20 protein-coding genes and 1 pseudogene are annotated in these 24,044 nt (G+C 65.2%); 14 read left to right on the forward strand and 7 right to left on the reverse strand.

Annotated features, from left to right (window positions below):
* Positions 1–164: 164 nt before the first annotated feature.
* Genes ACQKPS_RS20400 through ACQKPS_RS20410 form a run of 3 tightly spaced genes read right to left on the reverse strand, consistent with a single transcriptional unit; the run spans position 165 to position 3,394 of the window.
* Positions 165–1,700, reverse strand: a complete 1,536-nt coding sequence (locus tag ACQKPS_RS20400) for a DHA2 family efflux MFS transporter permease subunit (RefSeq protein ID WP_427605495.1) — start codon at positions 1,698–1,700, stop codon at positions 165–167.
* Entirely contained in the window at positions 1,697–2,890 is a 1,194-nt protein-coding gene (locus ACQKPS_RS20405; protein ID WP_254485081.1) for an HlyD family efflux transporter periplasmic adaptor subunit, read from the reverse strand. Before ACQKPS_RS20405 ends, ACQKPS_RS20400 begins: the two co-directional genes overlap by 4 nt.
* Before the next feature lie 30 nt (positions 2,891–2,920).
* Positions 2,921–3,394 (reverse strand): MarR family winged helix-turn-helix transcriptional regulator, encoded by a 474-nt coding sequence (locus tag ACQKPS_RS20410; protein WP_054886995.1) that lies wholly within the window; start codon positions 3,392–3,394, stop codon positions 2,921–2,923.
* A gap of 271 nt (positions 3,395–3,665) precedes the next feature.
* On the opposite strand from ACQKPS_RS20410, the gene ACQKPS_RS20415 reads away from it, so the two are divergent.
* Positions 3,666–4,673, forward strand: a complete 1,008-nt coding sequence (locus ACQKPS_RS20415; protein WP_283723325.1) for a FecR family protein — start codon at positions 3,666–3,668, stop codon at positions 4,671–4,673.
* 4 nt (positions 4,674–4,677) lie between these two features.
* On the opposite strand, the gene ACQKPS_RS20420 is transcribed toward ACQKPS_RS20415, so the two are convergent.
* On the reverse strand, positions 4,678–5,997 hold the full coding sequence (locus ACQKPS_RS20420; RefSeq protein ID WP_254485079.1) for a Na+/H+ antiporter family protein: 1,320 nt from the start codon (positions 5,995–5,997) through the stop codon (positions 4,678–4,680).
* Positions 5,998–6,523: 526 nt separating this feature from the next.
* On the opposite strand from ACQKPS_RS20420, the pseudogene ACQKPS_RS20425 reads away from it, so the two are divergent.
* Together ACQKPS_RS20425 and ACQKPS_RS20430 are read left to right on the forward strand one after the other, a co-directional pair.
* Positions 6,524–7,489 (forward strand): annotated as a pseudogene (locus ACQKPS_RS20425) (HAMP domain-containing protein); the annotation flags it as partial.
* 102 nt (positions 7,490–7,591) lie between these two features.
* Positions 7,592–8,347 (forward strand): methyl-accepting chemotaxis protein, encoded by a 756-nt coding sequence (locus ACQKPS_RS20430; protein WP_427605607.1) that lies wholly within the window; start codon positions 7,592–7,594, stop codon positions 8,345–8,347.
* A gap of 47 nt (positions 8,348–8,394) precedes the next feature.
* Here the strand turns inward: ACQKPS_RS20430 and ACQKPS_RS20435 are convergent, their stop codons facing one another.
* Entirely contained in the window at positions 8,395–10,320 is a 1,926-nt protein-coding gene (locus ACQKPS_RS20435) for a S8 family serine peptidase (protein WP_427605496.1), read from the reverse strand.
* A gap of 158 nt (positions 10,321–10,478) precedes the next feature.
* On the opposite strand from ACQKPS_RS20435, the gene ACQKPS_RS20440 reads away from it, so the two are divergent.
* The 5 genes from ACQKPS_RS20440 (at position 10,479) to sfnR (ending at position 15,490) form a co-directional block, all read left to right on the forward strand.
* Positions 10,479–11,495: an ABC transporter substrate-binding protein gene (locus tag ACQKPS_RS20440; protein WP_427605497.1), complete on the forward strand. Its 1,017-nt coding sequence runs from the start codon at positions 10,479–10,481 to the stop codon at positions 11,493–11,495.
* Positions 11,492–12,340: an ABC transporter permease gene (locus ACQKPS_RS20445; protein WP_254485075.1), complete on the forward strand. Its 849-nt coding sequence runs from the start codon at positions 11,492–11,494 to the stop codon at positions 12,338–12,340. Before ACQKPS_RS20440 ends, ACQKPS_RS20445 begins: the two co-directional genes overlap by 4 nt.
* Before the next feature lie 285 nt (positions 12,341–12,625).
* Positions 12,626–13,186: an FMN reductase gene (gene msuE, locus ACQKPS_RS20450; protein WP_254485074.1), complete on the forward strand. Its 561-nt coding sequence runs from the start codon at positions 12,626–12,628 to the stop codon at positions 13,184–13,186.
* Positions 13,187–13,195: 9 nt separating this feature from the next.
* On the forward strand, positions 13,196–14,380 hold the full coding sequence (locus ACQKPS_RS20455; RefSeq protein WP_254485073.1) for an acyl-CoA dehydrogenase family protein: 1,185 nt from the start codon (positions 13,196–13,198) through the stop codon (positions 14,378–14,380).
* A 9-nt stretch (positions 14,381–14,389) separates the two neighbouring features.
* Complete coding sequence (gene sfnR / locus ACQKPS_RS20460; RefSeq protein WP_254485072.1) at positions 14,390–15,490, forward strand: sigma54-dependent transcriptional activator SfnR; 1,101 nt, start codon at positions 14,390–14,392, stop codon at positions 15,488–15,490.
* Positions 15,491–15,567: 77 nt separating this feature from the next.
* Here sfnR and ACQKPS_RS20465 read toward each other — a convergent pair whose 3' ends face one another.
* Entirely contained in the window at positions 15,568–15,969 is a 402-nt protein-coding gene (locus tag ACQKPS_RS20465) for a hypothetical protein (RefSeq protein ID WP_254485071.1), read from the reverse strand.
* Positions 15,970–16,213: 244 nt separating this feature from the next.
* Between ACQKPS_RS20465 and purU the strand changes: the two genes are divergently transcribed.
* From purU to ACQKPS_RS20495, 6 genes are read left to right on the forward strand one after another with little or no spacing between them, the layout of a single operon-like run.
* A complete protein-coding gene (gene purU / locus ACQKPS_RS20470) occupies positions 16,214–17,080 on the forward strand; it encodes a formyltetrahydrofolate deformylase (protein ID WP_283723322.1) in 867 nt (288 codons plus the stop codon).
* Positions 17,077–17,988 carry a bifunctional methylenetetrahydrofolate dehydrogenase/methenyltetrahydrofolate cyclohydrolase FolD gene (folD, locus tag ACQKPS_RS20475; protein WP_427605498.1) on the forward strand — a complete coding sequence of 304 codons (912 nt, stop codon included), beginning with the start codon at positions 17,077–17,079 and terminating at the stop codon, positions 17,986–17,988. Before purU ends, folD begins: the two co-directional genes overlap by 4 nt.
* Positions 17,970–19,211 (forward strand): FAD-dependent oxidoreductase, encoded by a 1,242-nt coding sequence (locus ACQKPS_RS20480; RefSeq protein WP_427605499.1) that lies wholly within the window; start codon positions 17,970–17,972, stop codon positions 19,209–19,211. Before folD ends, ACQKPS_RS20480 begins: the two co-directional genes overlap by 19 nt.
* A 13-nt stretch (positions 19,212–19,224) precedes the next feature.
* Entirely contained in the window at positions 19,225–19,530 is a 306-nt protein-coding gene (locus ACQKPS_RS20485) for a sarcosine oxidase subunit delta (RefSeq protein ID WP_283723319.1), read from the forward strand.
* The gene (locus tag ACQKPS_RS20490) at positions 19,527–22,430 is read left to right on the forward strand and encodes an FAD-dependent oxidoreductase (RefSeq protein ID WP_427605500.1); all 2,904 of its coding nucleotides are present in this window, start codon (positions 19,527–19,529) and stop codon (positions 22,428–22,430) included. The genes ACQKPS_RS20485 and ACQKPS_RS20490 overlap by 4 nt, the downstream gene beginning before the upstream one ends.
* A 3-nt stretch (positions 22,431–22,433) precedes the next feature.
* Positions 22,434–23,027 carry a sarcosine oxidase gene (locus ACQKPS_RS20495; protein ID WP_427605501.1) on the forward strand — a complete coding sequence of 198 codons (594 nt, stop codon included), beginning with the start codon at positions 22,434–22,436 and terminating at the stop codon, positions 23,025–23,027.
* A gap of 112 nt (positions 23,028–23,139) precedes the next feature.
* Here ACQKPS_RS20495 and ACQKPS_RS20500 read toward each other — a convergent pair whose 3' ends face one another.
* Complete coding sequence (locus tag ACQKPS_RS20500; protein ID WP_254485064.1) at positions 23,140–24,024, reverse strand: LysR family transcriptional regulator; 885 nt, start codon at positions 24,022–24,024, stop codon at positions 23,140–23,142.
* Between the last annotated feature and the right edge of the window lie 20 nt (positions 24,025–24,044).

Raw genomic sequence — 24,044 nt, forward strand, 5'->3', positions numbered from 1 at the left:
ATCTCGCGCCTTCGGCTGCGCCGAAGGGGTGCTGCGCACCCTGGCCCTCCAGACGCCTGCGTTCGGCCTCCTGAAGTCGCACTCTGCGTCGCCTGGACTATCGCGCGCTTAGAAGCCAAAGCAAAAGCAAGAGCAAGAGCAAGTGCAAGTGCAACGCAACTGCTTCAATGCCCCGCCGAAGCTGGCCCCGCCTTGGCAGTAAACGGCGGCTTGGCCAGCCACACCAACAAGATCAACCCGGCAAACACCCAGGTCATCAAGGTGAAATAATCCACCGTCGACATCATGTACGCCTGCGCATTGACGATCTGCTCCAGCTGCGCGTAATGCTGCGCACTCGCCCCGCCCATCTGCTCCAGGGTATGCCGCGTCGCCGGGTCGAACTGGCTGATGTGCTCACTCAGGTACGCATGATGCTGGTCCGCCCGACGAATCCAGATCCACGTCGTCAGCGATGCCGCAAAGCTGCCCCCGAGTGTGCGCAGGAAAGTGGCCAGTCCCGAGCCGTCAGCGATCTGATGCGGCGGCAGGTCCGATAGCAAAATGCTCAAGGTCGGCATGAAGAACAGCGCCACGCCAATCCCCATGAACAACTGCACCAGGGCGATGTGCTGGAAGTCGACCTCACTGGTGAACCCGGCACGCATGAAGCAGCTGGTGCCTATCGCCAGGAACGCCAGCCCCGCCAGCACCCGCAGGTCGAAGCGGTGCGCGTACTTGCCCACGAACGGCGACATGATCACCGGCAGCAAACCGATCGGCGCCACCGCCAGCCCCGCCCACGTGGCGGTGTAGCCCATCTGCGTCTGCAGCCACTGCGGCAGGATCAGGTTGATGCCGAAGAACCCCGCATAACCACCGACCAGCACGAGGGTGCCGACCCGGAAATTGCGGTGCACGAATAGCCGCAGGTTGACCACCGGGTGGCGGTCGGTGAGTTCCCAGATGATGAAGATCGCCAGGAACACCACCGAAATCAGCGTGCCGACGATGATGAATGACGACTCGAACCAATCCAGGTCATTGCCTTTGTCCAGCACCACCTGCAACGCACCGACGCCGACGATCAGCGTCAGCAGGCCGATATAGTCCATCGGCTGGCGGCTGGTGACCACTGGCCGCGTGCGCATCTGCTGGCGCACCACGGCAGCGGCGAACAGGCCGATCGGCACGTTGATGAAGAAGATCCACGGCCAGCTGTAACTGTCGGTGATCCAGCCGCCCAATATCGGCCCGGCAATCGGCGCCACCACCGTGACCATCGCCAGTAACGCCAAGGCCATGCCCCGTTTCGCCGGCGGGTATACAGCAATGAGCAACGTCTGGGTCATCGGGTACAACGGCCCGGCCACCACCCCCTGCAAGACCCGAAAGCCCACCAGCTCCGGCATCGACTGGGCGACACCGCAGAGGAACGAGGCCAGCACGAACAGCAGCGTGGCCCAGATGAACAGCTTCACCTCGCCAAAGCGGCGGCTCAGCCAGCCGGTCAGCGGCAAGGCAATGGCGTTGCTCACCGCGAACGAGGTGATTACCCAGGTGCCCTGCTCGTAGCTCACTCCCAGGTTGCCGGAGATGGTCGGCAGTGCCACGTTGGCGATGGTGGTGTCGAGCACCTGCATGAAGGTCGCCAGCGACAGGCCGATGGTGGTCAGCAACAGGCTCGGCGGCGTGAACTGCGCCGGGGCGTTGTTACTCATCGCTGCGCCGTCTTGCCAGTGGCGCTGTTCTCGTGGATCAGCCGGGCAATCAGGTTGTCAGCCTCGACCAGCTGGCGGTCATACACCTGAGTGGTGTAGCTGGCCTGCTGAGGTGGCTGTTGGGCAAGCGCCGGGCCGCTCTGGTCGTGCAGGTCGACCTCGACCACGGTGGACAAGCCGATGCGCAGCGGGTGGTCCTTGAGCTGGTCGGGGCTGAGGTGAATGCGTACCGGCACGCGCTGGACGATCTTGATCCAGTTGCCCGTGGCGTTCTGCGCCGGCAGCAGGGCGAAGGCGCTGCCGGTCCCCGCGCCGAGGCTGTCGACCGTGCCGCTGTACTTGACCTCGCTACCGTACAGGTCGGCGCTGATCTCCACCGGCTGGCCGATGCGCATGTCGCGTAGCTGGGTTTCCTTGAAGTTGGCATCGATCCACACCTCGTTCAGCGGGATCACCGCCATGGTCGCGGTGCCGGGCTGCAGGCGCTGGCCGAGCTGCACGGTACGCTTGGCGACATAGCCGGTCACCGGCGCCACCAAGGTGGTGCGCGCGTGGTCGAGGTAGGCCTGGCGCAGATCGGCCGCAGCCGCCATCACCTCAGGGTGCGAGGAGACCACGGTGTCATCGACCAGGGCGGTGCTGGTATTGAGCTGCTGGCGCGCGCTGTTGACGGCGGCCTGGGCCACGGTCAGATCGTCCCGGGCATGGGAAATCTCTTCCGCGGCAATCGCGCCGCTGTCGGCCAGCACCTTGCGTCGGTTGTAGTTCTGCTGCGCCTTCTGCAGTTCGGCCTGGCGGGTTTCCAGCTGCGCCTTGAGCGAGTCGACGTTGCTGTACAGCCCGCGCACCTGGCGCACGCTGCGCGCCAGCTTGGCTTCGGCGGATTGCAGGGCCACCTCGCTGTCGGACGGGTCGAACTGCAACAGCACCTGCCCGGCTTGCACCAGGTCGCCGTCATCGGCGCCGATGCTGGTGACAGTGCCGGTCACCAGCGGCGTGATCTCCACCACGTTGCCGTTGACGTAGGCGTCGTCCGTGCTTTCGTGCCAGCGCCCGATCAGGCTGTACCAGGCCCAGGTGCCGGCGCCTGCGAGCAGCACCAGCAACAGCAGGCCAAGCAGCCAGGCCTTGCGCTTGCCCGACGCTGGCGCGTCGGCGGAGGGAGTTGTGGTGTCTGTGGGAGTGGCCATGACAATACCTTGGAAAATGCGTGACAGGGATCAACGATCGCCGAAGCGGCGGATCGTCAGAGGGTCGCCGGCACCTAGCAGAACCTTGGCCAGCAAGCCTTCGAGGGACTTCAGTTCGTCCGGCTGCAGCACGCCGACCAGTTCGTTCATCGCCGCCGCGCCGATCTCCGGCAGGCGGTCGGCCAGGCGCTGGCCATCGGCGGTCAGCCCCAGGCGCACCTGGCGGCGGTCATCAGGGCAACGGTTGCGCAGGATCAGGCCCTTCTGCTCGAGGCGGTCGAGCATGCGGGTCATCGAACCGCTGTCCAGGCCCAGGTAGCGGCACAGTTCGGCCGGGGTATCCACCTCGTACTGGGTGACTATGATCAGCACCTTGAACTGTGCGGCAGTGACGCCTTCCGATTCGAGGTGCCAGTCGAGAATGCGGTCCTTGAGGATCGCCGCCCGGCCGAGCAGCATGCCGATGGCGCAGGTCTGGAAGTTTTCCGGGGTGAAATGGGGCATCGCGGTCAGCTCGAGCAATTGTATGAAAATATTACTGCCTAGGCAGTGAATGTCAAAGCTTTGATTAGGCTGCTATGCAAATATTCATGAAACGGCCGTTGCCGACGACCTTTAACGGGGCAGGCAAGCCCGTTTGCCGCGAAGCGTTCTCAAACGCTGGAAATCCCTTGCGCAACCGACGAAAAACACACATAACTGATAGTCATTCGCCATTACCTCGGTTCTCGGGAACCCCTCTGCAGGGGTAGAATGCGCAAAACCCGGAGCCATGATGAACCTAGACCGCCTCAATCCCAGCCCAGACGATCCGATCACCGATGCCGCTGCGCACTGGTGCATGCGCCTGCACGCCGACGATTGCACGCTGGTCGAACGTGAGGCGTTCTCCCGCTGGCTGGCGGCCGACCCGCGTCATGCCGAGGAATACCAGGCGATGCTGGAAATCTGGCAAACCGCCGACCTGTTGCCGCGCACCGCCACGGTCATCGATTTCAACCCGCCTGCGCAGCACCTGCCACGCTCACGCAACTGGCGGCCACTGGCCTCGGCAGCAGCGCTGGCCCTGCTGGCATTGCCGTTGGCCGGCTGGGTGGGGTGGGAACAAGGCTGGTTGCCCGACCACTACCAGCACTTTGAAGCGGGCAGCGAGATGAAGACCGTGCAGTTGAGCGACGGCAGCACGGTCGAGCTCAACCTTCACACCGAACTGACCTACCTCAACTACAAGGACCAGCGTCAGGTCACCCTCAAGCGTGGCGAAGCCTTCTTCAAGGTGCAGCACGACAGCAGCCACCCGTTCATCGTCCGCGCCGGCGGCGGCCAGACCCGCGTCACCGGTACCCAGTTCAACGTCTGGAAGTACCAGGACCAGGTCAAGGTCACGCTGGTGCAGGGTTCGGTGCTGGTCAGCAGTGCAGGCAGTGCTGGCGGTTACCGCCTTGGCCCTGGCATGCAGGCCAGCTACCACAAGGGTGATTTCGAACCGCAACTGGCCGAGAACAGCGATTACGACAACAGCCTGGCCTGGCGCAACGGCAAGCTGGTGCTCGACAACCTGAGCCTGGAACAGGCCCTGCCGGTGATCAACCGCTACCTTGACACCCCGCTGCTGCTGGCCGACCCCGGCACCGGGCGCATCCGCATCAGCGGCATCTACAACACCGGCGAGGTGGAGCGGCTGGTGGACAACCTGCCCAAGGTGTTGCCGGTCTACCTGACCCGCAGCAAGGACGGCAGTACCGTCCTCAACAGCATTTCCCCGCCACCCGACAAGGGCTGACGCCTTACAGCGTCATCGCCGCCAGCCAACCGAACGCCAGCAGCGGCAGGTTGTAGTGAAGGAAGGTGGGGACCACCGTGTCCCAGATATGATGGTGCTGGCCATCCACATTCAGCCCGGAGGTCGGGCCGAGGGTCGAGTCCGACGCTGGCGAGCCGGCATCCCCCAGGGCACCTGCGGTGCCGACGATGCATACCGTGGCCAGTGGATCGAAGCCCAGTTGCACGCACAGCGGCACAAAGATCGCAGCCAGGATCGGCACCGTCGAGAACGACGAGCCGATGCCCATGGTCACCAGCAACCCCACCAGCAGCATCAGCAAGGCGCCGATGCCCTGGCTGTGGTCGATCCACTGCGCCGAGGCCTCGACCAGGCTCTTGACCTCGCCGGTGGCCTTCATCACATCGGCAAAGCCGGACGCGGCGATCATGATGAAACCGATCATGGCCATCATCTTCATGCCTTCGGTGAACAGATCGTCGGTGTCCTTCCAACGCACGATCCCCGACAGCGAAAAGATCAGGAAGCCCACCATGGCGCCGATGATCATCGAGTCCAGCCACAGTTGCACGAGGAATGCCGCAGCGATCGCCAGCCCCGCCACCAGCAGGGTCAGCGGGTTGTACTGCACGCTGACCTGCTCGACCTGCTCGATGCGCGCCAGGTCGTAGTCGCGCTTCTTGCGGTAGCTGATGAACACCGCCAGCAGCAAACCGGCCAACATGCCCGCGGCCGGGATGGCCATGGCATGGGTGACGTTGACCCCGCTGACATCGACCCCGGCACGGGCGACGTTGGCCAGCAGGATCTCATTGAGGAAGATGTTGCCAAAGCCCACCGGCAGGAACATGTACGGCGTGATCAGGCCAAAGGTGATGACACAGGCGATCAGCCGACGGTCGATGCGCAGGCGCGTCAGCACGTACAGCAGTGGCGGCACCAGCAGCGGGATGAAGGCGATGTGGATGGGCAGGATGTTCTGCGACGACACCGCCACCACCAGCATCAGGCCGATCAGCAGCCATTTGACCTGGCCGCCATTGGCATGGCCCTGGCGGTCGATCATGTTCAGCGCCCGGTCGGCCAGGGCATGGGCCAGGCCCGACTTGGCGATAGCCACGGCGAAGGCACCGAGCAACGCGTAGGACAGTGCCACCGTGGCGCCGCCGCCGAGGCCTCCGTTGAAGGCCTTGAGCGTGCCTTCGATACCCAGCCCGCCGACCAGGCCACCGGCCAGGGCGCCGATGATCAGGGCGATGACGACATGCACGCGGGACAGGCTGAGTATCAGCATGATGCCGACCGCGGCGATCACTGCATTCATGGTTTGGGGTTCCTCGTGGCGGCAGACAAAAAGCGCGCACTGTGACGGAGCGGGCGTCGGATGTCAAAAACGCCATATTGCGGCGTATTTCGCTGGCATTTTAAATTGAATGTTTGAATAAAGAAAAAGCGGACAAGGCCGATACAGGGCAAACACCTGTAAGCCCCACCGCCAAACCCTTACTGCCAGAAAAAGGGACTCCCTCATGCCTTTGCGACAACTTTCCATCCAGTGGAAGATCACCCTGCTCGCCGGTCTCTGCCTCGCCAGCATCGTCACCCTGCTCGTCGGCCTTTCACTGTATCGCATGGACCACAGCTCGGACCTGGTCAAGGCCAGCAGCATGCAGATGCTCGGCGAGGCCGCGCAGTCGCGTATCGAGTCGCAAGGTGAAGTCCAGGCCCTGAACATTCGCCGCCAGTTCATGGACGCCTACCAGTACGGCGCGGGGTTCTCGCGCCAGGTAATGTTCTTGCGTGAACAGGCGGAAAAACGCTTCCTCGATGCGTTCGACCTGCGCGAAGACATGACCCGCCAGGTGCGCGCCGCGCTGCAGGCCAACCCCGACCTGCTCGGCTTGTCGCTGGTGTTCGAGCCCAACGCACTGGACAACAAGGACAGCCTGTTCGCCGGCAAAGCCGAGCTGGGCAGCAACGAAACCGGGCGCTTCGCCCTGTACTGGTCGCAGCCACGCGCCGGCCAGCTGACCGCCATGGCCCTGCCCGAACACGACATGGCCAACACCGAGATCGGCCCCAGCGGCCAGCCGGCCAACACCTGGTGGACCTGCCCGCGCAGCACCGGCAAGGTCTGCGTAGTAGAGCCGTACTTCTATGACATCGACGGCCAGCGCGTGCTGATGACCAGCATCGTCTTCCCGCTGGCGGTCAACGGCAAGATCATCGCCACCCTGTCCATCGACATCAACCTCAACAGCCTGCAGGCCTTGAGCCAGGAGGCCAGCCGCAGCCTCTACGAGGGCCGCACCACGGTCGGTATCCTCAGCCCGGTCGGCCTGCTGGCCGGCTACAGCGCCGACCCCAGCAAGCTGGCCCAGCGCTTCGACCAGGTCGACCCGCGCCAGGGCGCCGAACTGGTGCGCAAGCTGGCCACTGGCAAGCTGAACATCGTTCACGACCAGGCACGTCTGAAAGTGCTGGCCGCCTTCGAACCGGTCCCCGGTGCCCAGCCCTGGGGCGTGCTGCTGGATGTGCCGGAAAATGCCCTGACTGGCCCCGCCGAAGCACTCAAGCAAGAACTGGACGCCCTGAACACCAGCGGCACCCTGCTCGAACTGGGCCTGGGCCTGGCCGCCGCGATCGCCGGCCTGCTGCTGGTCTGGCTGATGGCCCGTGGCGTGACCAAGCCGATCCTCGGCGTGGCGGCGATGCTCAAGGACATCGCCAGCGGTGAAGGCGACCTGACCCGCCGCCTGACTTACGACAAGCGTGACGAACTCGGCGAACTGGCCGGCTGGTTCAACCGTTTCCTCGACAAGCTGCAACCGACCATCGCCGAAGTGAAGCGCTCGGTGCAGGCCGCCCGTGGCACCGCCGACCAGTCGTCGGCCATCGCCACCGAAACCAGCGCCGGCATGGAGCAGCAGTACCGCCAGGTCGACCAGGTGGCCACGGCGTCCCATGAAATGAGCGCCACCGCCCAGGACGTCGCCCGCAGCGCCGCCCAAGCCGCGCAAGCTGCTCGCGAGGCCGACCAGGCCACCCGCGAAGGCCTGGCGGTTATCGACCGCACCACCACCAGCATCGATGCCCTGGCCGCCAACATGAGCGAAGCCATGGCCGAAATCGAAGGCCTGGCGCAGAACAGCGAGAAAATCGGTTCGGTGCTGGAGGTGATCCGCTCGATCGCCGAGCAGACCAACCTGCTGGCGCTCAACGCCGCCATCGAGGCTGCCCGCGCCGGTGAGGCCGGACGCGGCTTTGCCGTGGTCGCCGATGAAGTGCGCAACCTGGCCCAGCGCACCCAGGAGTCAGTGGAAGAAACCCGTCAGGTGATCGAGGCCCTGCAGACCGGCACCCGTGATGTGGTCGGCACCATGGACCAGAGCCACCGCCAGGCTCAAGGTGGCGTCGAGCAGGTTGGCCAGGCGGTCAGCGCTCTGCAACGCATCGGCCAGGCCGTCAGCGTGATCACCGACATGAACCTGCAGATCGCCTCGGCGGCCGAAGAGCAGAGCGCGGTGGCCGAAGAGATCAACAGCAACGTGGCGACCATCCGCGATGTCACCGAATCGCTGTCGGGCCAGGCCAACGAGTCGGCGCGGGTCAGCCAGTCGCTGAACAGCCTGGCCAACCAGCAGCAGGCGCTGATGGACCAGTTCCGCGTGTGACCGGCCGCAGGCCGCTGCCTGGGAACAGGCAGCGGCCCTTGCCCGGCTCAGCCGGTAAAACGCCCGCCGCCGAGGATCTGGTCCAGCAGGGCCAACGCCGCCTGCACATTCGGCCGCGCCCCCATCGGCAGGACCTCACTGTCGGCCCGGGTGGCATCCTGGTAACCCGACGCCATCACCAGCAAATGCATCTGGTCGGCATTCAGGTAGACATGGTGGTGCTCCAGCGCATACGACTGGATCAGGCTCAGGGCCCCCGTCACCATTGGCGTAGCCGAAGATGTGCCAGCGTACGTGGCGGTGTAGTCCCGGTCATCACCGTGCTTGTCCTCCAGGTCACCGTACGACAGCGTGACCACGCTGTCCCCCCAGGCATTGAGCATGCGGTAGCGGTAGTTGTAGTTGGAGTAGGTATGGGGCTTGCCATCCCATGACTGGCAGGCGCCCACCAGGATCGCACCGGCATCGCCGCGGTCAGTGAAGTTGCGATGCTGCGACAGATCGACCCCATGCCCGGCAACCGTCCCCTGCCTGGCATCGGTACGATTGCTGCCATTGCAGGCCGCCGCCACCACCACGGCGCCGCGCTCTACCAGGCTGTTCATCACGTCCCACCAGATGGCGTCATGCACACTGGGCAGGAAGGTGTACAGGTCCTTGGGGTTGGCGGTCTGACGGTTGATGCCGACGATGTCGCCAGGCTCGACATGGCGCAGCAGCGCCTTGAGGGTACCCAGGTTCCCGGTCGCATCGGTGGCCCTGCTGTCATACAGGAACAGCTCGCTTTCATGGCTCATGCCGGTCACGCCGAAACCGTTACGCGTGGCCACCAGCATGCCGGCCGAGGCAGTCCCATGCTCAGGGTTGTCGTTCGGTCCCCCTGGGATCACTTTCAGCGCGGGGTTGTCACGCAGGTCTTCATGATTGGGGAACACCCCGCCGTCACTGAAGTGGATCCTGGCACCCTTGCCCCGCACTCGCCGCGCCCAGGCCTGCCGCACGTTCAGGCCTTGCCAGCGCCCGCCAGGGGCGCCCAGATAATGCTGTCGGGGCTCGAAGTCAGGGGTGGGCTGGCTGTCTTCGTAGGCGCGGTTGCCGGCCACGACGGCCCCTCCCGTCAACAAGGTGGCCAGCACGCCGGCCAGCACGAAGGCCAGCGGGTGCGGGTCCGGGCTGTTACTCAGGAACTGCAACGTTTCTACGTATTGCAGTTCTGCCAGGGACCGGGACAGTGCCAGGAAGGTGTCATTGAGCATGCTCGGTGGCTGATCGATCAGGTAGTACCGGTTCAGCATGCCCAGGCGTGGATCGTCCTGTTCCTGCTGGCTCAAGCAGGGTCGCAGATGGATCACCGCGCCCAGCTTCGGCCACAACCGCACCAGCTTCGACTGCGATCCAGGTTGCAGGTCGGCCTGCAAACGGTCAAAGCCTCCCGGGGCAAATTTCACCAGCAGCGGTGGCAACGCCTTGCCAACCGCCGTCGGGGTGCCAGGCTCACCGAGCTGGACGAAGGGGTCATCTAGGGTAGCCACGGCCTGTGCATCGGCCGCCCGGCGGCGGCGCTGGCCGGATGCCAACGGCACAGCGTCGAGCACGTTGCGGGTCAAGTCCTGTTCGGTGATGAGCAGATTCAACGGCGGCAGGTCGATCACGCCACTGGCCCCGGGTGGCAGCCCCCGCGCCAGCGCCTGCGCATCGAGCAGCACCACCCTTGGGCTGATCCGGTAGCGACCGGCAGTGGCCGCGGTAACCAGCGTCGCCGGGCAGCCGTGGTCAGCCAGCGCGCCACTGCGTGCTTGCGAAACAACCGACTCGCCGCCCAGGTGCACAGGGCCATCCGCCTCGATACGCTCCAGTTCATAGCGGACTCGCGCAACATGACGCAGATCGCTACCCAGGCAGCGGATATGAAATTTGCCGTCGAAACGGAAGTTGCGGTAATAAATGAAATCCAGGTCCAGGTCCAGGTCCAAAGCAGAGCACTCCTCGAAGGCATGGCAGGCTGCCACGCACCGCCCGGATTGTTCCCACCATGCCGCGCAACTCCCACCACGAAAGCCTTCCCGCAGGGCTGCAAACGCCGTCGTCTACACTTGCCTCAATTCAAGCCGCGGCAACCGAAGAGGCCTCCATGAAGAAGATCCCTGCGCTGCTGGCCGGCCTGCTGCTGGCCTTCGGCCTGGCCAGCACCGACAGCGCTGCTTCGGCAGAAAAAAACCCACCTATCCACTTCGGTGACATCCAGTGGGAAAGCGGCGCCCTGACCACGGAAATCCTGCGCCACCTCGTCGAGCACGGTTACGGCTACCCCACCGACACCCTCCCCGGCAGCTCGGTGAGCATGGAAGTGGCACTGGCGCGCAACGACCTGCAGGTTATCGCCGAGGAATGGGCCGGGCGCAGCCCCGCCTGGGTCAAGGCCGAACAGGCCGGCCAGGTGTTCGCCCTGGGCGACACGGTGAAAAATGCCGAGGAAGGCTGGTGGGTACCGGCTTACGTGATCAAGGGTGACCCGGCCCGCAACCTCAAGCCCCTGGCCCCGGACCTGCGCAGCGTCGACGACCTCAAGCGCTACCCGCAGGTGTTCCGCGACCCCGAGATGCCAGACAAAGGCCGTTTCCTCAACAGCCCCAGTGGCTGGACTTCCGAGACCGTCAACAGCCAGAAGCTCAAGGCCTATGGCCTGGATGGCCTGTACAACAACTTCCGCAGTGGCTCCGGCGCAGCGCTGGACGCCGAAATCAGCTCGGCCATCCGCCGCGGCCAGCCGGTGCTGTTCTATTACTGGAGCCCCACCGCGCTGATTGGGCGCTACGACCTGGTACGCCTGCAGGAACCGCCGTTCGACGCGAGCGCCTGGGCCACCCTGACCGATGCGAAGAACCCCAACCCGAAAGGCAGCCAGTCGTTGCCGGCGAAGCTGTCGATCGGTGTGTCCAAGGCATTTCGCGATGGCTACCCGGACCTGGTAGAGGTGTTCGAAAAGGTCGACCTGCCCATCGACACCCTCAACAAGGCCCTGGCCGAGATGAACGAAAAGCGTCAGCGACCTGCCGATGCCGCCAAGGCGTTCTTGCGCGCCAACCCGCAGGTGTGGAAGGCCTGGCTGCCCGCTGAGGTGGCCACCAAGGTCGAGGCGAGCCTGTGAGTGCTGGCTTTCCCGAAGCCCTGCAACTGTCTTTCGCCGGCACCATCAACCGCTGGGTCGACTGGCTGGTGCTGCACTATGGCGACCACCTGCGCAGTGTCTCCGACCAATTGCTGCAGCTGCTGGTCGGCCTGGAGAACCTGCTGCGTCTGATGCCCTGGTGGCTGCTGCTGTTGCTGGTCGGCCTGATCGCCTGGCACGCCAGCCGCAGCCTGCTGCGCAGCGTAGCGCTGGTCGCACTGCTGGCGTTCATCGGCATGCTCGGGCTGTGGGACAAACTGCTGCAGACTTTGGCACTGGTGCTGGTCAGTACCGGCCTGTGCGTACTGGTTGGCGTGCCCCTGGGCATTTTGCTGGCCACCCGTCCACTGGCCCGGCGCCTGCTGTTGCCGGTGCTGGACGTGATGCAGACGCTACCGGCCTTTGTCTATTTGATCCCGGTGCTGATGCTGTTCGGCCTGGGCAAGGTGCCGGCGGTGTTCGCCACCTTGATCTATGCCTTGCCACCGCTGGTGCGGCTGACCGAGCTGGGCCTGAGCCAGATCGACCCATCACTGCTGCAGGCCGCCCACGGCCTCGGTGCCGGCCGCTGGCAGCGGCTGCGGCGCATTGCCCTGCCGCTGGCGTTGCCGAGCATCATGGCCGGGCTCAACCAGTCGGTGATGATGGCCCTGTCGATGGTGGTGGTGGCCTCGATGATCGGTGCCCGGGGGCTTGGCGAGGATGTGTTGGCCGGCATCCAGACGCTCAATGTCGGCCAGGGCGTCGAAGCCGGGTTGGCCATCGTCGCGCTGGCGATGGTCATCGACCGCATCAGCCAGGCCTATGGGCGCAGCGGCAAGTAATCGGCAGGCCGCCGTCTGCACGTCGCTACATTCTTAATCGAATAAGAATATGAATTCTTATTCTTTTTTAACTACAAGTAATTTCGCTATAACGGTCTCAACTGTACAGCCGCCAACACCCGGCCAACTGTCTGCAGCGCAACACCTGATCAACACACAACGCCCACAAAGCAACAGCGGTAGCGCCTCAATTATCGCAACCCGTTGATCCATAAAGCATTAATAACTCGGCACGACGATTGCTCAAGCAAAGTCCCCCGCTCAACCAGAACCGGAGACCTGCCCATGAGCACCCCACTGAATGTCGTCGCCCTGTCCGGCGGTACCACCCGCCCCTCTCGTACCTTGGCCCTGACCGAGGCGATCCTCGCCGAACTCAGCCAGCACCTGCACATCAAGCCACACCTGATCGAACTGGGTGACATCGCCCGGCCTCTGGGTGCCGCCCTGTGGCGCAGCGAACTGCCCGACACCGTGGAGCAACAGCTGCGTCTGGTGGAAAAGGCCGACCTGCTGGTGGTTGCCGCGCCGGTCTATCGCGGCAGCTTCCCCGGCCACTTCAAGCACCTGTTCGACCTGATCGGCCAGGACGCGCTGGTCGACACGCCCGTGCTGCTGGCTGCCACCGGTGGCAGCGAACGCCACGCATTGGTGCTCGACCACCAGCTGCGCCCGCTGTTCAGCTTCCTGCAGGCCCTGACCCTGCCGATCGGCGTCTATGCCAGCCAGGCCGAGCTTGCCGACTACCAGGTTTCCAGCGACGCCCTGGGAGCGCGCATCCGCCTGGCCGCCGAGCGCGCCGTGCCGCTGTTCGGGGCCCACCACGCGCTGCGTCAGAGTGCCTGAGGAACCGCCATGAATGCACCTTTGAATGCGGCCCGTCCGGCACTGGCGGTGGCGCGCGAACTGGCCTTGCAGTTCGCCCAGACCGCAGTGGAGCGCGACGAGCGCGGTGGCACGCCCAAGGCCGAACGCGATGCCCTGCGCAGCAGCGGGCTACTGTCGCTGGTCATTCCCCAGGCCTTCGGCGGCCAGGGCGCGAGCTGGCATGACACCTTCGAGGTGGTGCGCGAATTCGCCCGGGTCGACAGCTCGCTTGCCCATGTGTTTGGCTTTCACCACCTGATGCTGGCCACCGTGCGCCTGTTCTCGCGCCCGGATCAGTGGCAACCCTGGTTCGAGCAGACCGCACGCAAGCACTGGTTCTGGGGCAACGCCCTGAATCCGCTGGACACCCGCACCGTGGTCAGGCACCTCGACGGCTGGTGCGAGTTCTCCGGCAAGAAGAGCTTCTGCTCCGGCGCCAGCGACTCGGAAATGCTGATCGCCTCGGCGGTGGACGAGCGCGCGGGGGGCAAGCTGCTGATCGCAGCGGTCCCCAGCGGGCGCACCGGCATCACCCTGCACAACGACTGGAACAACATCGGCCAGCGCCAGACCGACAGCGGCAGTGCCACCTTCGAACGGGTGCGCGTCGAACACACCGAGCTGCTGCTCGACCCCGGGCCGTTGAGCACGCCGTTCGCCGCCCTGCGTCCGCTGATCGCCCAGCTGCATTTTGCCAACCTGTTCCTCGGCATCGCCGAAGGCGCCTTCGACGAGGCGCGCCAGTACAGCCTCAAGGAAAGCCGGCCGTGGTTCCGCTCCACAGCAGCCAGCAGCGCCGAAGACCCGTACGTGCTGCACCACTACGGCGAATTCTGGGTGGGCCTTGAGAGCGTGCGCCTGCTGATCGCCCGCGCCGCCCGCCAGCTCGATAGCGCCTGGGCCAAGGAGCAGGCGCTGAGCGCCGAGGAACGCGGCGACCTGGCATTGGCCATCGGCACCGCCAAGGTCGCGGCCACGCGCCACGGCCTGGACATCTGCAACCGCCTGTTCGAGGTCACCGGCGCGCGCGCCACCCATGCCTCGCTGCGTTTCGACCGCCACTGGCGCAATCTGAGGACGCAAACCCTGCACGACCCGGTGGACTACCGCATCCACGAGCTCGGCGAGTGGGCCCTCGGCGGCAAGCGCCCCGCCCCATCCTTCTATTCCTAAGGATCGCTCATGCAACTGCTGACCCTCCCCCCGTCACCGACATTGGCTACCTCGATCAGGGCGACCGCACAGGTCTTCGAAGACCCCAGGTCGCAGGCGCTGCTCGCCCACCTGCAACAGGTCGCCCCCAGCGAGGCCAGCGTCCTGATCATTGGCGAAACCGGCACGGGCAAGGAGCTGGTCGCACGCCATATCCACAACCTCAGCGGCCGGCGCAACGGCCCGTTCATCGCGGTGAATTGCGGCGCATTCTCCGAGTCGCTGGTCGAAGCCGAGCTGTTCGGCCACGAAAAAGGCGCCTTTACCGGCGCCTTGGCAGCCAAGGCCGGCTGGTTCGAAGAGGCCAACGGCGGCACGCTGTTCCTCGACGAGATCGGTGACCTGCCGCTGCCGATTCAGGTCAAGCTGCTGCGCGTGTTGCAGGAGCGCGAAGTGGTGCGCCTGGGCTCGCGCAAGAGCATCCCGATCAATGTGCGGGTGCTGGCGGCTACCAACGTGCAACTGGAGAAGGCGATCAACGCCGGGCACTTCCGCGAAGACCTGTACTATCGGCTGAACGTGGTGACCCTGCAGTTGCACCCGCTACGCGACCGGCCGGGGGACATCCTGCCGCTGGCGCGGCACTTCATCCGCAGCTACAGCGAGCGGCTGGGCTACGGGCCGGTGGAGCTGAGCCCCAAGGCCCAGGCCAAGCTGGTCGAGTACAGCTGGCCAGGCAATATCCGCGAGCTGGAAAACGTGATTCACCACAGCCTGCTGACCTGCGGCGATGGCGTGGTGCAGGCGCAGGACCTGCGGCTGTCGAACCTGCGCCTGGAGCGCCAGGAAGAAGAGCCGGCGAACCACGGCGTGGACGATCTGCTGCTGCAGGCGTTCAGCCGGTTGTATGAAGAACAGCCTGGCGATCTGTACGAGAAGGTCGAGAATGCCCTGCTGCGTTCGGCGTATCACTTCTGCCATTACAACCAGGTACATACCGCGCAGTTGCTCGGGTTGTCGCGCAATGTCACGCGCACGCGGTTGATTGCCATTGGCGAACTGGTGGTGAACAAGCGTCGGGCGCAGCAGCCAGAGGTGCTGGATAACCGGGTGGTGCGGTTGTCCATCTGAGTACTCCTGTACCTGCCCTTTCGCGGGGCAAGCCCGCTCCCACAGATTTCTGTGGCGTACCGCGCTGGCATTTTCCCTCAGGTGTCACGCAAAAGGTCATGGGTATCGAGCAAGCGGAACGCAACCTGCGGGTTGCGCTCCAGGCCCCGGCGAATCGCGGCCGGGATCGACTGGCGGGTCTTGCGGCAGAGGCCGGGCTGGTCGTCGAGTTCGATGACAATGCCGCGCATGGTGCGCACTTCGTTGAAGCCGGGGCTGATGTGCACGCGGATGCCGAGGTTTTCGTACAGCCGCTGTTGCAGGCGCTGCAGGTCTTCCAGGTCCTTGAGGTTTTCCAGGCGTTCGAGCAGGCGCTTTTCTTCCTGGCGGGTGAGCAGGAGGATGCGCTGGGCCGCTGGCGGTTGAGCGGCCAATTGTTCGCGGCCGCAGTCACAGGCGCCAGGGGGGCACGGTTGGCGTAGAGGGGTGGGTGTGGTCATGGATCAAGCATAGCCTGTGATGGCCTGTTCGCGGGTCAACCCGCTCTCACAGGGTCAGTGAGCTCCCTAAAATTTCCTGCCAGGATAAAAATATTCATAAAAGACTGGACCCCTGCCCCTCGCTTCGCCTATAAATCGCTCAAGGGAAATTTATATTCCCATGAAGAAACATCCCTTCGCTCGCCGCGAAGCACCTTTTGCCCTTGTGCCGACCTGCCCCACCCGATCACGAGGCCCATCCGACATGCCCCCCGCTCCCGACCACTTCATCCTGCGCGTCAGCTGCCCCGCCGTGTCCGGCATCGTCGCGGCGGTGACCACCTACCTGGCCGAGCATGGTTGCTACATCAGCGAAATGGCGCAGTTCGACGACGAGGACAATGGCCGCTTCTTCATGCGCGCCGTGTTCCGCTACAACACCGGTGTCAGCGGTGACACGCCACAACTGGAAGCGGGTTTCGCCGATGTCGCCCAGCGTTTCGACATGGACTGGAGCCTGCACAGCAGCGCCCGACCACTGCGCGTATTGCTGATGGTGAGCAAGTTCGACCACTGCCTGGCCGACCTGCTCTACCGCCACGCCAAGGGCGAGCTGGACATGCAGATCACCGCCGTGGTCTCCAACCACCTCGACCTGCGGCCAATGGCCGAGCGCCAAGGTATCCGCTTCGTCTACCTGCCGGTGAGCAAGGACTCCAAGGCCGAGCAGGAAGCCGCACTGATGCGCATCGTCGAGGACACCGGCACCGAACTGGTGGTGCTGGCGCGCTACATGCAGATCCTCTCCGACGACCTGTGCCGCCAGCTGTCGGGCCGGGCGATCAACATCCACCACTCGTTCCTGCCAGGTTTCAAGGGCGCCAAGCCTTATCACCAGGCCTACCAGCGCGGCGTCAAACTGATCGGCGCCACCGCCCACTACGTCACCAGCGACCTCGACGAGGGCCCGATCATCGAACAGGAAGTGCAGCGCGTCGACCACGCCTATGCCCCCGACGACCTGGTGGCGATCGGCCGCGACACCGAAACCATCGCCCTGTCCCGCGCAGTCAAATACCACCTTGAGCACCGAGTGTTCCTCAACCACGACCGCACGGTGATCTTCAAATGAGCGCCATCCCCAGTATCAAGCTGATCGACGGCAAGGCCACCGCAGCGCGGGTGCTGGCCGAGGTTCGCGAGCAGGTGCAGACCTTGCGCCAGGGCGGTGTGCAACCAGGCCTGGCAGTGGTCCTGGTCGGGGCCGACGCGGCCAGCCAGGTGTATGTACGCAACAAGGTGCTACGCGCCGAGGAAGTGGGCATCCGGTCGCAGGAACACCGGCTTCCGGCCGACACCACCCAGGCGCAACTGCTGACCCTGATCGACCGGCTCAACCGCGACACCGGGGTGAACGGCATCCTCGTGCAGTTGCCGTTGCCCGAACACGTCGATGAACAACGCATCCTCCAGGCGATCAACCCGCTGAAGGACGTGGACGGTTTTCACAGTGAAAATGTCGGCGGCCTGGCCCAGGGTCGCGATGTGCTCACGCCCTGCACCCCCAGCGGCTGCATGCGCCTGTTGCGCGATGCCTGCGGCGAGCTGCGCGGCAAGCATGCCGTGGTGATTGGCCGCTCGAACATCGTCGGCAAACCCATGGCCGCGCTGCTGCTGCAGGCCGACTGCACGGTAACCGTGGTGCACTCACGCAGTCGCGGCCTGCCGGCGCTGTGCCGCCAGGCCGACATCGTCGTCGCGGCGGTCGGCAAGCCACGCCTGGTCGGCGCCGAGTGGCTCAAGCCCGGCGCGGTGGTGATCGATGTCGGCATCAACCGCATCGAAGAAGGCGGCCATAGCCGCCTGGTCGGCGATGTCGACTTCGCTGCCGCCCTGCCCCAGGTTGCCGCCATCACCCCGGTGCCCGGCGGCGTCGGCCCGATGACCATCGCCTACCTGATGAAAAACACCCTGCTCGCCCTCGACCTGCAGCAACAGGCCGCCCTCCAGGAGCGCACCCCATGCCTTTCGCCCTGCTGAAATACGGCCTGAGCGCCGACTACCCGGTGGAGGTCGACCTGCCGCCACCCTGCGAACTCAAGCCGCGCTATGACGTGGTGATCATCGGTGGCGGCGGCCACGGCCTGGCCATCGCCTACTACCTGGCCAAGTACCACGGCGTGACCAACGTCGCCGTGCTGGAAAAGGCCTACCTGGGCGGCGGCAATACCGCACGCAACACGGCGGTGATCCGCTCCAACTACCTCACCTCCGAGGGCGTGCGTTTCTATGCCGAGTCGGTGCGGATGTTCCAGAACCTGTCCAACGAGTTCGACTTCAACATCATGTACTCCGAGCGTGGCCAGCTGACCCTGGCGCACACCGACGCCACGGTGCGCGCCTTCCGCCGGCGTGCCGAGGTCAACAGGCACTTCGGCGGGCGCACCGAAATGATCGACCGCCAGCAGATCCGCGAGCTGGTGCCAAGCCTGAACCTCGACCCCGGCCACCTGCCGGTGCTGGCCGGCCTGTGGCACATCGACGGCGCCACTGCGCGCCACGACGCGGTGGCCTGGGGTTATGCCAAGCAGGCTGCCAAGCGCGGCGTGGAAATCCATCAGCTAACTGAAGTGCAAGAACTGGTCATTAGCAAAGGTCGCATCGAGGCGGTGAAGACCAACCGCGGCACCGTGCAGTGCGGTTGCGTGGTGCAGGCGGTGGCCGGGGCCAGTTCGCTGCTGATGGCCAAGGCCGGCATCCGCGCACCGATCCACACCTACCCGCTGCAAGCCATGGTCACCCAGCCATTCAAGCCATTCCTCGACCCACTGGTGAGCTCGTCGGCGCTGCACTGCTACGTGCAGCAGACCAGCCGTGGCGAGATCGTCTTCGGCGGCGGCTCCGACCCGTACCCGCTGTACAACACCCGCTCCACCCTCGACCTCAAGGAAAGCCTGCTGGCCCACGCGATCGAGATGTTCCCGTTCATGGCCAACGCCAAGCTGATGCGCCAGTGGGCCGGGATGACCGACATGACCCCGGACTACAGCCCGATCATGGGCCTGTCGCCAGTCGACAACTATTACCTCGACGCGGGCTGGGGCACCTGGGGCTTCAAGGCCACGCCGATCTGCGGCAAGACCATGGCCGAGCTCGTGGCCAGCGGCGGCAAGGTACCTGAATTGATCGCCCCGTTCGCCCTGGAGCGCTTCAGCCGCTTCCAGCAAGTCAACGAAATGGGCGCCACCGCGGCCAGCCACTAAGGAGCACACGACGATGAAGATCATGACCTGCCCCTTGAACGGCCCGCGCAACATCAGCGAATTCACCTACGGCGGCGAATTCAGGCAGATGCCCGACCCGGCCACCTGCAGTGACGCCGAGTGGGCCGATTACGTGTTCAACAGCGACAACCTGGCCGGCGTCGTCACCGAGTGGTGGCTGCACAACGCCTCGAGCTATTGGTTCCTGGCCGAGCGCCACACCGTCACCGACCAGGTGCTGCGCACCTTCGACCCCAGAGAAGTGTTCGACCGCCGCGTCGATTTCAGCCCCACCGCCAGCCCGGAGATTGCCGGATGAACAGCCATACTCGCCTCCCCGCGCCGATGGGCCTGCTGATCGACCGCGAACGGCCCCTGCATTTCGAATTCGACGGCCAGGCCTGCCCGGGCTTTGCCGGTGACACCCTTGCCAGTGCGCTGCTCGGCAATGGCCGCTGGCTGCTGTCGCGTTCGTTCAAGTACCACCGCCCCCGTGGCCCGCTGAGCATGGCCGGGCAGGACGCCAACACCCTGGTGCAGCTCCCCGAAGAGCCCAATGTGCTGGCCGACATGGAGGCTGCGCGTGACGGCCTGGTGGTCACCGGGCAGAACTTCAACGGCAGCCTGGAACACGACCGCGACGCCTACCTGGGCAAGTTCTCGCGCTTCATGCCGGTGGGTTTCTACTACCGCTCGTTCTACAAGCCCAAAGGCATGTGGAAGGTCTGGGAGCCGCTGATCCGCAAGAAGGCCGGGCTCGGCGTACTCGACCTCGGGTTCACGCCGCAGTACTACGACAAGGCTTATCTGTTCGTCGATGTGGCCGTCATCGGCGGTGGCCCCGCTGGCTTGCGCGCCGCGCTGGACGCTGCCAGTGCCGGGGCCAAGGTGCTGCTGGTCGAGCAACAGCCAGTGCTTGGCGGCTCGCTGACCTACGCCCGCTTCGACATCGCCGGCACCCGCGCCGCCAGCCTGCGCCACGCACTGCTGGCTGCCGTCGAAGGCCACCCGAACATCCAGGTGCTGTGCGAAGCCACCTGCAACGGTTGGTTCACCGACAACTACCTGCCGGTAATCCGGCACAAGCGCCTGTACAAGGTGCGTGCCAGCCGCTGCCTGGTGGCGGCCGGGTCGTTCGACCAGCCGGTGGTGTTCCGCAACAACGACCTGCCCGGGGTGATGCTGACCAGCGCCGCGCAGCGGCTGATGAAGTTGTATGCCGTCAAGCCGGGGCAACGTGCAGTGATTCTCACCGGCCACGATGACGGCTACCTGGCCGCGCTGGACCTGCAGGAGCAAGGCGTGGCTGTCGCCGCCCTGGTCGACATGCGCGCCGCGCCGGCCGATGCCGCGCTGGCCAGCGAGCTGAAGCGTCGCGACATTCCCTTGCACCTGGGCAGCACCGTCTATGAAGCCCTGCATGGGGCGCAGATGCGCCATGTCACGGGCGCAGACATCCGCCCGATCACCGGCCAGGGCAAGGTTGGCGATCACGCCCTGCGCGTGGCCTGCGACCTGCTGTGCATGTCTGCGGGCTACATGCCGGTGTATCAGTTGCTGTGCCAGGCCGGTGGCAAGCTGGCCTATGACGTCAACCGCGACGAGTTCGCCATCAGCAACCTGCCCGCGGGCCTGGATATCGCAGGTTCGGTGAACGGCCGCCACCGCCTGGACAACGTGCTCACCGACGCCAGCCGCGGCGCCGCCGAAGCCCTCGCAGCACTAGGGCTGCCAGCCCCCACGCCACCGGCCTGCGTGGCCGAGGCCAAGGTCAACTTCCCCTGGCCGATTTTCCCGCACCCCAAGGGCAAGGACTTCGTCGACTTCGACGAGGACCTGCAGGTGCGCGATATCGTCAACGCCACCCGCAGCGGTTACCGCGACGTGCAGCTGGTCAAGCGCTTTTCCACGGTCGGCATGGGCCCGTCCCAGGGCCGCCACTCGGCATTGCCCACCGCCCGCCTGGTAGCCCAGGCCACCGGTCGCAGCATCAGCGAAACCGGCGTGACCACTGCTCGCCCACCCTTCCAGGCAGAGAAGCTGGCGCATGTCGCCGGCCGTGCGTTCGACCCTTACCGGCAGACGCCGATGCACCGCCGCCACCTGCAAGCGGGCGCGAAGATGATGCCGGCCGGCAGCTGGCAGCGCCCGGCCTTTTACGGCAAGCCCGAGGAACGCGAACGCTGCATGCAGGAGGAAGCCCGTCATGTGCGCGAGAAAGTCGGCCTGATCGACGTGTCCACCCTGGGCGGCCTGGACGTGCGCGGCCCCGATGCCGCCGAACTGCTGGAGCGCCTGTACACCTTCGGCTTTGCCAAGCTGGCCATCGGCCGCACCCGCTATGCGCTGATGACCAACGAGCACGGCGTGGTGATCGATGACGGGGTTTGTGCGCGCCTGGCCGAGCAGCACTTCTACGTCACCGCCACCACCAGCGGCGTCGAGCGCATCTACCAGCAGATGCTCAAGTGGAACGCGCAGTGGCGGCTGGACGTGGACATCACCAATGTCACCGCCGCCCTGGCCGCGGTCAACCTGGCCGGGCCGCTGTCGCGCCAGGTGCTGGCCAAGGTCTGTGACGATGTCGGGCTGTGCGCCGAAGCCTTCCCTTATCTCGGTGTGCGCCAGGGCAAGGTAGCCGGCATCCCGGCGCGCATCCTGCGGGTCGGTTTCGTCGGCGAACTGGGCTATGAAATACACGTGCCGGCGCGCCATGCCGAGCGCCTGTGGGACACGCTGATGCAGGCCGGTGCCGGGCTGGGTATCCGCCCGTTCGGGGTCGAGACCCAGCGCCTGCTGCGCCTGGAAAAAGGCCACGTGATCATCGGCCAGGACACCGACGGCATGACCCACCCGGCAGAGCTCGGCATGCAATGGGCGATTGGCCACAAGAAGCCGTTTTTCGTCGGCAAGCGCTCGATCGAGATCCTCGAAGCACAGCCGCTCAAGCGCAAGCTGGTCGGTTTTACCCTGCCCAAGGGCAGCCCGCAGCCGCTGGAGGGCCACCTGGTGCTGGACGGCCCGGACATCAGCGGCAACGTCACCTCCTGCGAATACTCGCAGACCCTGGGGCAGATCATCGGCCTGGCCTACGCCGGCGCCCATCAGGCGACGCCTGGCATGCACATCCCGATCCGCGTGGAAGGCGGCGTGATAGTCAATGCCAAGGTGGTGCACCTGCCTTTCCATGATCCCGACAACCTGCGCCAGGAGCTCTGAACCATGACCAGCCTGAAAGCTGAAGCCTTCATCCCACGCAGCCTTTTGCACACCTGTGCGTTGACCGACCTGACCGGACTGGCGCGGGTCGGGTTTCGCGGGGGTGATGCCGCTGACTACCTGCAAGCGCGTGGATACCAGCTGCCCTCACAGCCCAACCAGGCCTTGCGCCAGGGTGACGGCGGCTGGGTGGCGCGCCTGTCGGCCAGCGAGTACCTGTTGCTGGGCAGCCTGGCCGACCAGGGCGCCCGGGTTGCCAGCGAAGAACAGGGCTGGGTGCAGGATGCCCGGCGCAATTACCTGCTGCCGCGTCAGGACAGCCATGCCTGGCTGCAGTTGTCGGGGGAGTATTGCAGTGCGGTGATGGCCAAGTTGTGCGGCGTCGATTTGCGGTTGCAGGCGTTTCCGGTCGGCGCCGTGGCGCAGACATCAGCGGCGCGGATCAATGTGATCGTGGTGAACGTCGGCAGTGATGAGTTGCCGGCATTGCAACTGCTGTTCGACCGGGCGTCGCTGGCCTATTTTCAGAAGGCGGTGCTGGATGCCATGGATGAGTTCGATGGCGGGTGGGTCGGGGTGGATCAGTTGATGATTTGATCTGTACCGGCCTCTTCCCGGGACAAGCCCGCTCCCACAGGATCACCACGGATCCGAATCTTGTGATGATCCTGTGGGAGCGGGCTTGTCCCGCGAAGAAGCCAACTCGGTATCAGAGGTGTACCAACCGCTCGCGCAGGAAACTCACAAACCCCTGCACCGGCCGCGCCACCTGCCGGTGCTGCGGGTACACCGCGGACAACTGCAGCGCCGGCGTCACCCACTCATCCAGCACCGTCACCAAGCGCCCATCGGCCAGCGCCTGCCCGACGATGAAGGTCGGCAGATAGGTCACCCCCATCCCGGCTATCGCCGCGTCGCGGAGCAACTCGCCGTTGTTCGCCCTCATCCGCCCGGTTACCTGGATCGCCTGGGTCTTGCCACCCTGCCTGAACTGCCACTGCACCTGCCGCGAATGCCCATAGGGCAGGCAATCATGCTCGGCCAGTTGCTCAGGTTTTGTCGGCACACCCCGTGCGTCGAGGTACGCCGGGCTCGCGCAATACACCCGTTCGACATCGGCAATGCGCCGGGCAATCAGGCTGGAGTCCTCCAGCGCGCCGATACGCAGCGCCAGGTCATAACCCTCGCCGATCAGGTCCACCGCACGATCGCTGAGGTCCACCTCCACATCCACCTGCGGATGCAACTGCAGAAACTCGGTCAGCAGGCAGCCCAGGTGGGCCATGGCGAACGACAGCGGCGCACTCAGGCGCAACGTGCCGCGCAGGGCCTGGGCCTGGCCGCTGATGTCGTGTTCCACCTGTTGCACCTCGCCCAGCAGGCGCAACGCCGACTGGTAGTAGTGCTGACCCAGCGGCGTGGCGTCCAGGCGCCGGGTGGAGCGGTTGAGCAGGCGCACGCCGAGGCGCTCTTCGAGCTGCATCAGGCGGCGGCTGACCGATTGCTTGGACATGCCCAGGCGGTCGGCGGCAGCAGTGAAGCTACCGGCCTCCATGACCTGGGCAAAGATGCGCATGTCTTCGTAGGGGTTCATTGTCTCGCTCTTGGTGACAG

The sequence above is a fragment of the Pseudomonas sp. NPDC086566 genome (genome assembly GCF_050280885.1).
In the GTDB taxonomy this organism is placed as follows: domain Bacteria; phylum Pseudomonadota; class Gammaproteobacteria; order Pseudomonadales; family Pseudomonadaceae; genus Aquipseudomonas; species Aquipseudomonas vlassakiae.

Coding starts and splice junctions, on each gene's coding strand:
- purU (WP_283723322.1), top strand. CDS start 16,214: ATGCCCCCCGCTCCCGACCACTTCATCCTGCGCGTCAGCTGCCCCGCC.
- ACQKPS_RS20495 (WP_427605501.1), top strand. CDS start 22,434: ATGACCAGCCTGAAAGCTGAAGCCTTCATCCCACGCAGCCTTTTGCAC.
- sfnR (WP_254485072.1), top strand. CDS start 14,390: ATGCAACTGCTGACCCTCCCCCCGTCACCGACATTGGCTACCTCGATC.
- ACQKPS_RS20455 (WP_254485073.1), top strand. CDS start 13,196: ATGAATGCACCTTTGAATGCGGCCCGTCCGGCACTGGCGGTGGCGCGC.
- ACQKPS_RS20500 (WP_254485064.1), bottom strand. CDS start 24,024: ATGAACCCCTACGAAGACATGCGCATCTTTGCCCAGGTCATGGAGGCC.
- ACQKPS_RS20400 (WP_427605495.1), bottom strand. CDS start 1,700: ATGAGTAACAACGCCCCGGCGCAGTTCACGCCGCCGAGCCTGTTGCTG.
- ACQKPS_RS20440 (WP_427605497.1), top strand. CDS start 10,479: ATGAAGAAGATCCCTGCGCTGCTGGCCGGCCTGCTGCTGGCCTTCGGC.
- ACQKPS_RS20485 (WP_283723319.1), top strand. CDS start 19,225: ATGAAGATCATGACCTGCCCCTTGAACGGCCCGCGCAACATCAGCGAA.
- ACQKPS_RS20410 (WP_054886995.1), bottom strand. CDS start 3,394: ATGCCCCATTTCACCCCGGAAAACTTCCAGACCTGCGCCATCGGCATG.
- msuE (WP_254485074.1), top strand. CDS start 12,626: ATGAGCACCCCACTGAATGTCGTCGCCCTGTCCGGCGGTACCACCCGC.
- ACQKPS_RS20420 (WP_254485079.1), bottom strand. CDS start 5,997: ATGAATGCAGTGATCGCCGCGGTCGGCATCATGCTGATACTCAGCCTG.
- ACQKPS_RS20480 (WP_427605499.1), top strand. CDS start 17,970: ATGCCTTTCGCCCTGCTGAAATACGGCCTGAGCGCCGACTACCCGGTG.
- ACQKPS_RS20490 (WP_427605500.1), top strand. CDS start 19,527: ATGAACAGCCATACTCGCCTCCCCGCGCCGATGGGCCTGCTGATCGAC.
- ACQKPS_RS20430 (WP_427605607.1), top strand. CDS start 7,592: ATGGAGCAGCAGTACCGCCAGGTCGACCAGGTGGCCACGGCGTCCCAT.
- ACQKPS_RS20465 (WP_254485071.1), bottom strand. CDS start 15,969: ATGACCACACCCACCCCTCTACGCCAACCGTGCCCCCCTGGCGCCTGT.
- ACQKPS_RS20405 (WP_254485081.1), bottom strand. CDS start 2,890: ATGGCCACTCCCACAGACACCACAACTCCCTCCGCCGACGCGCCAGCG.
- folD (WP_427605498.1), top strand. CDS start 17,077: ATGAGCGCCATCCCCAGTATCAAGCTGATCGACGGCAAGGCCACCGCA.
- ACQKPS_RS20415 (WP_283723325.1), top strand. CDS start 3,666: ATGAACCTAGACCGCCTCAATCCCAGCCCAGACGATCCGATCACCGAT.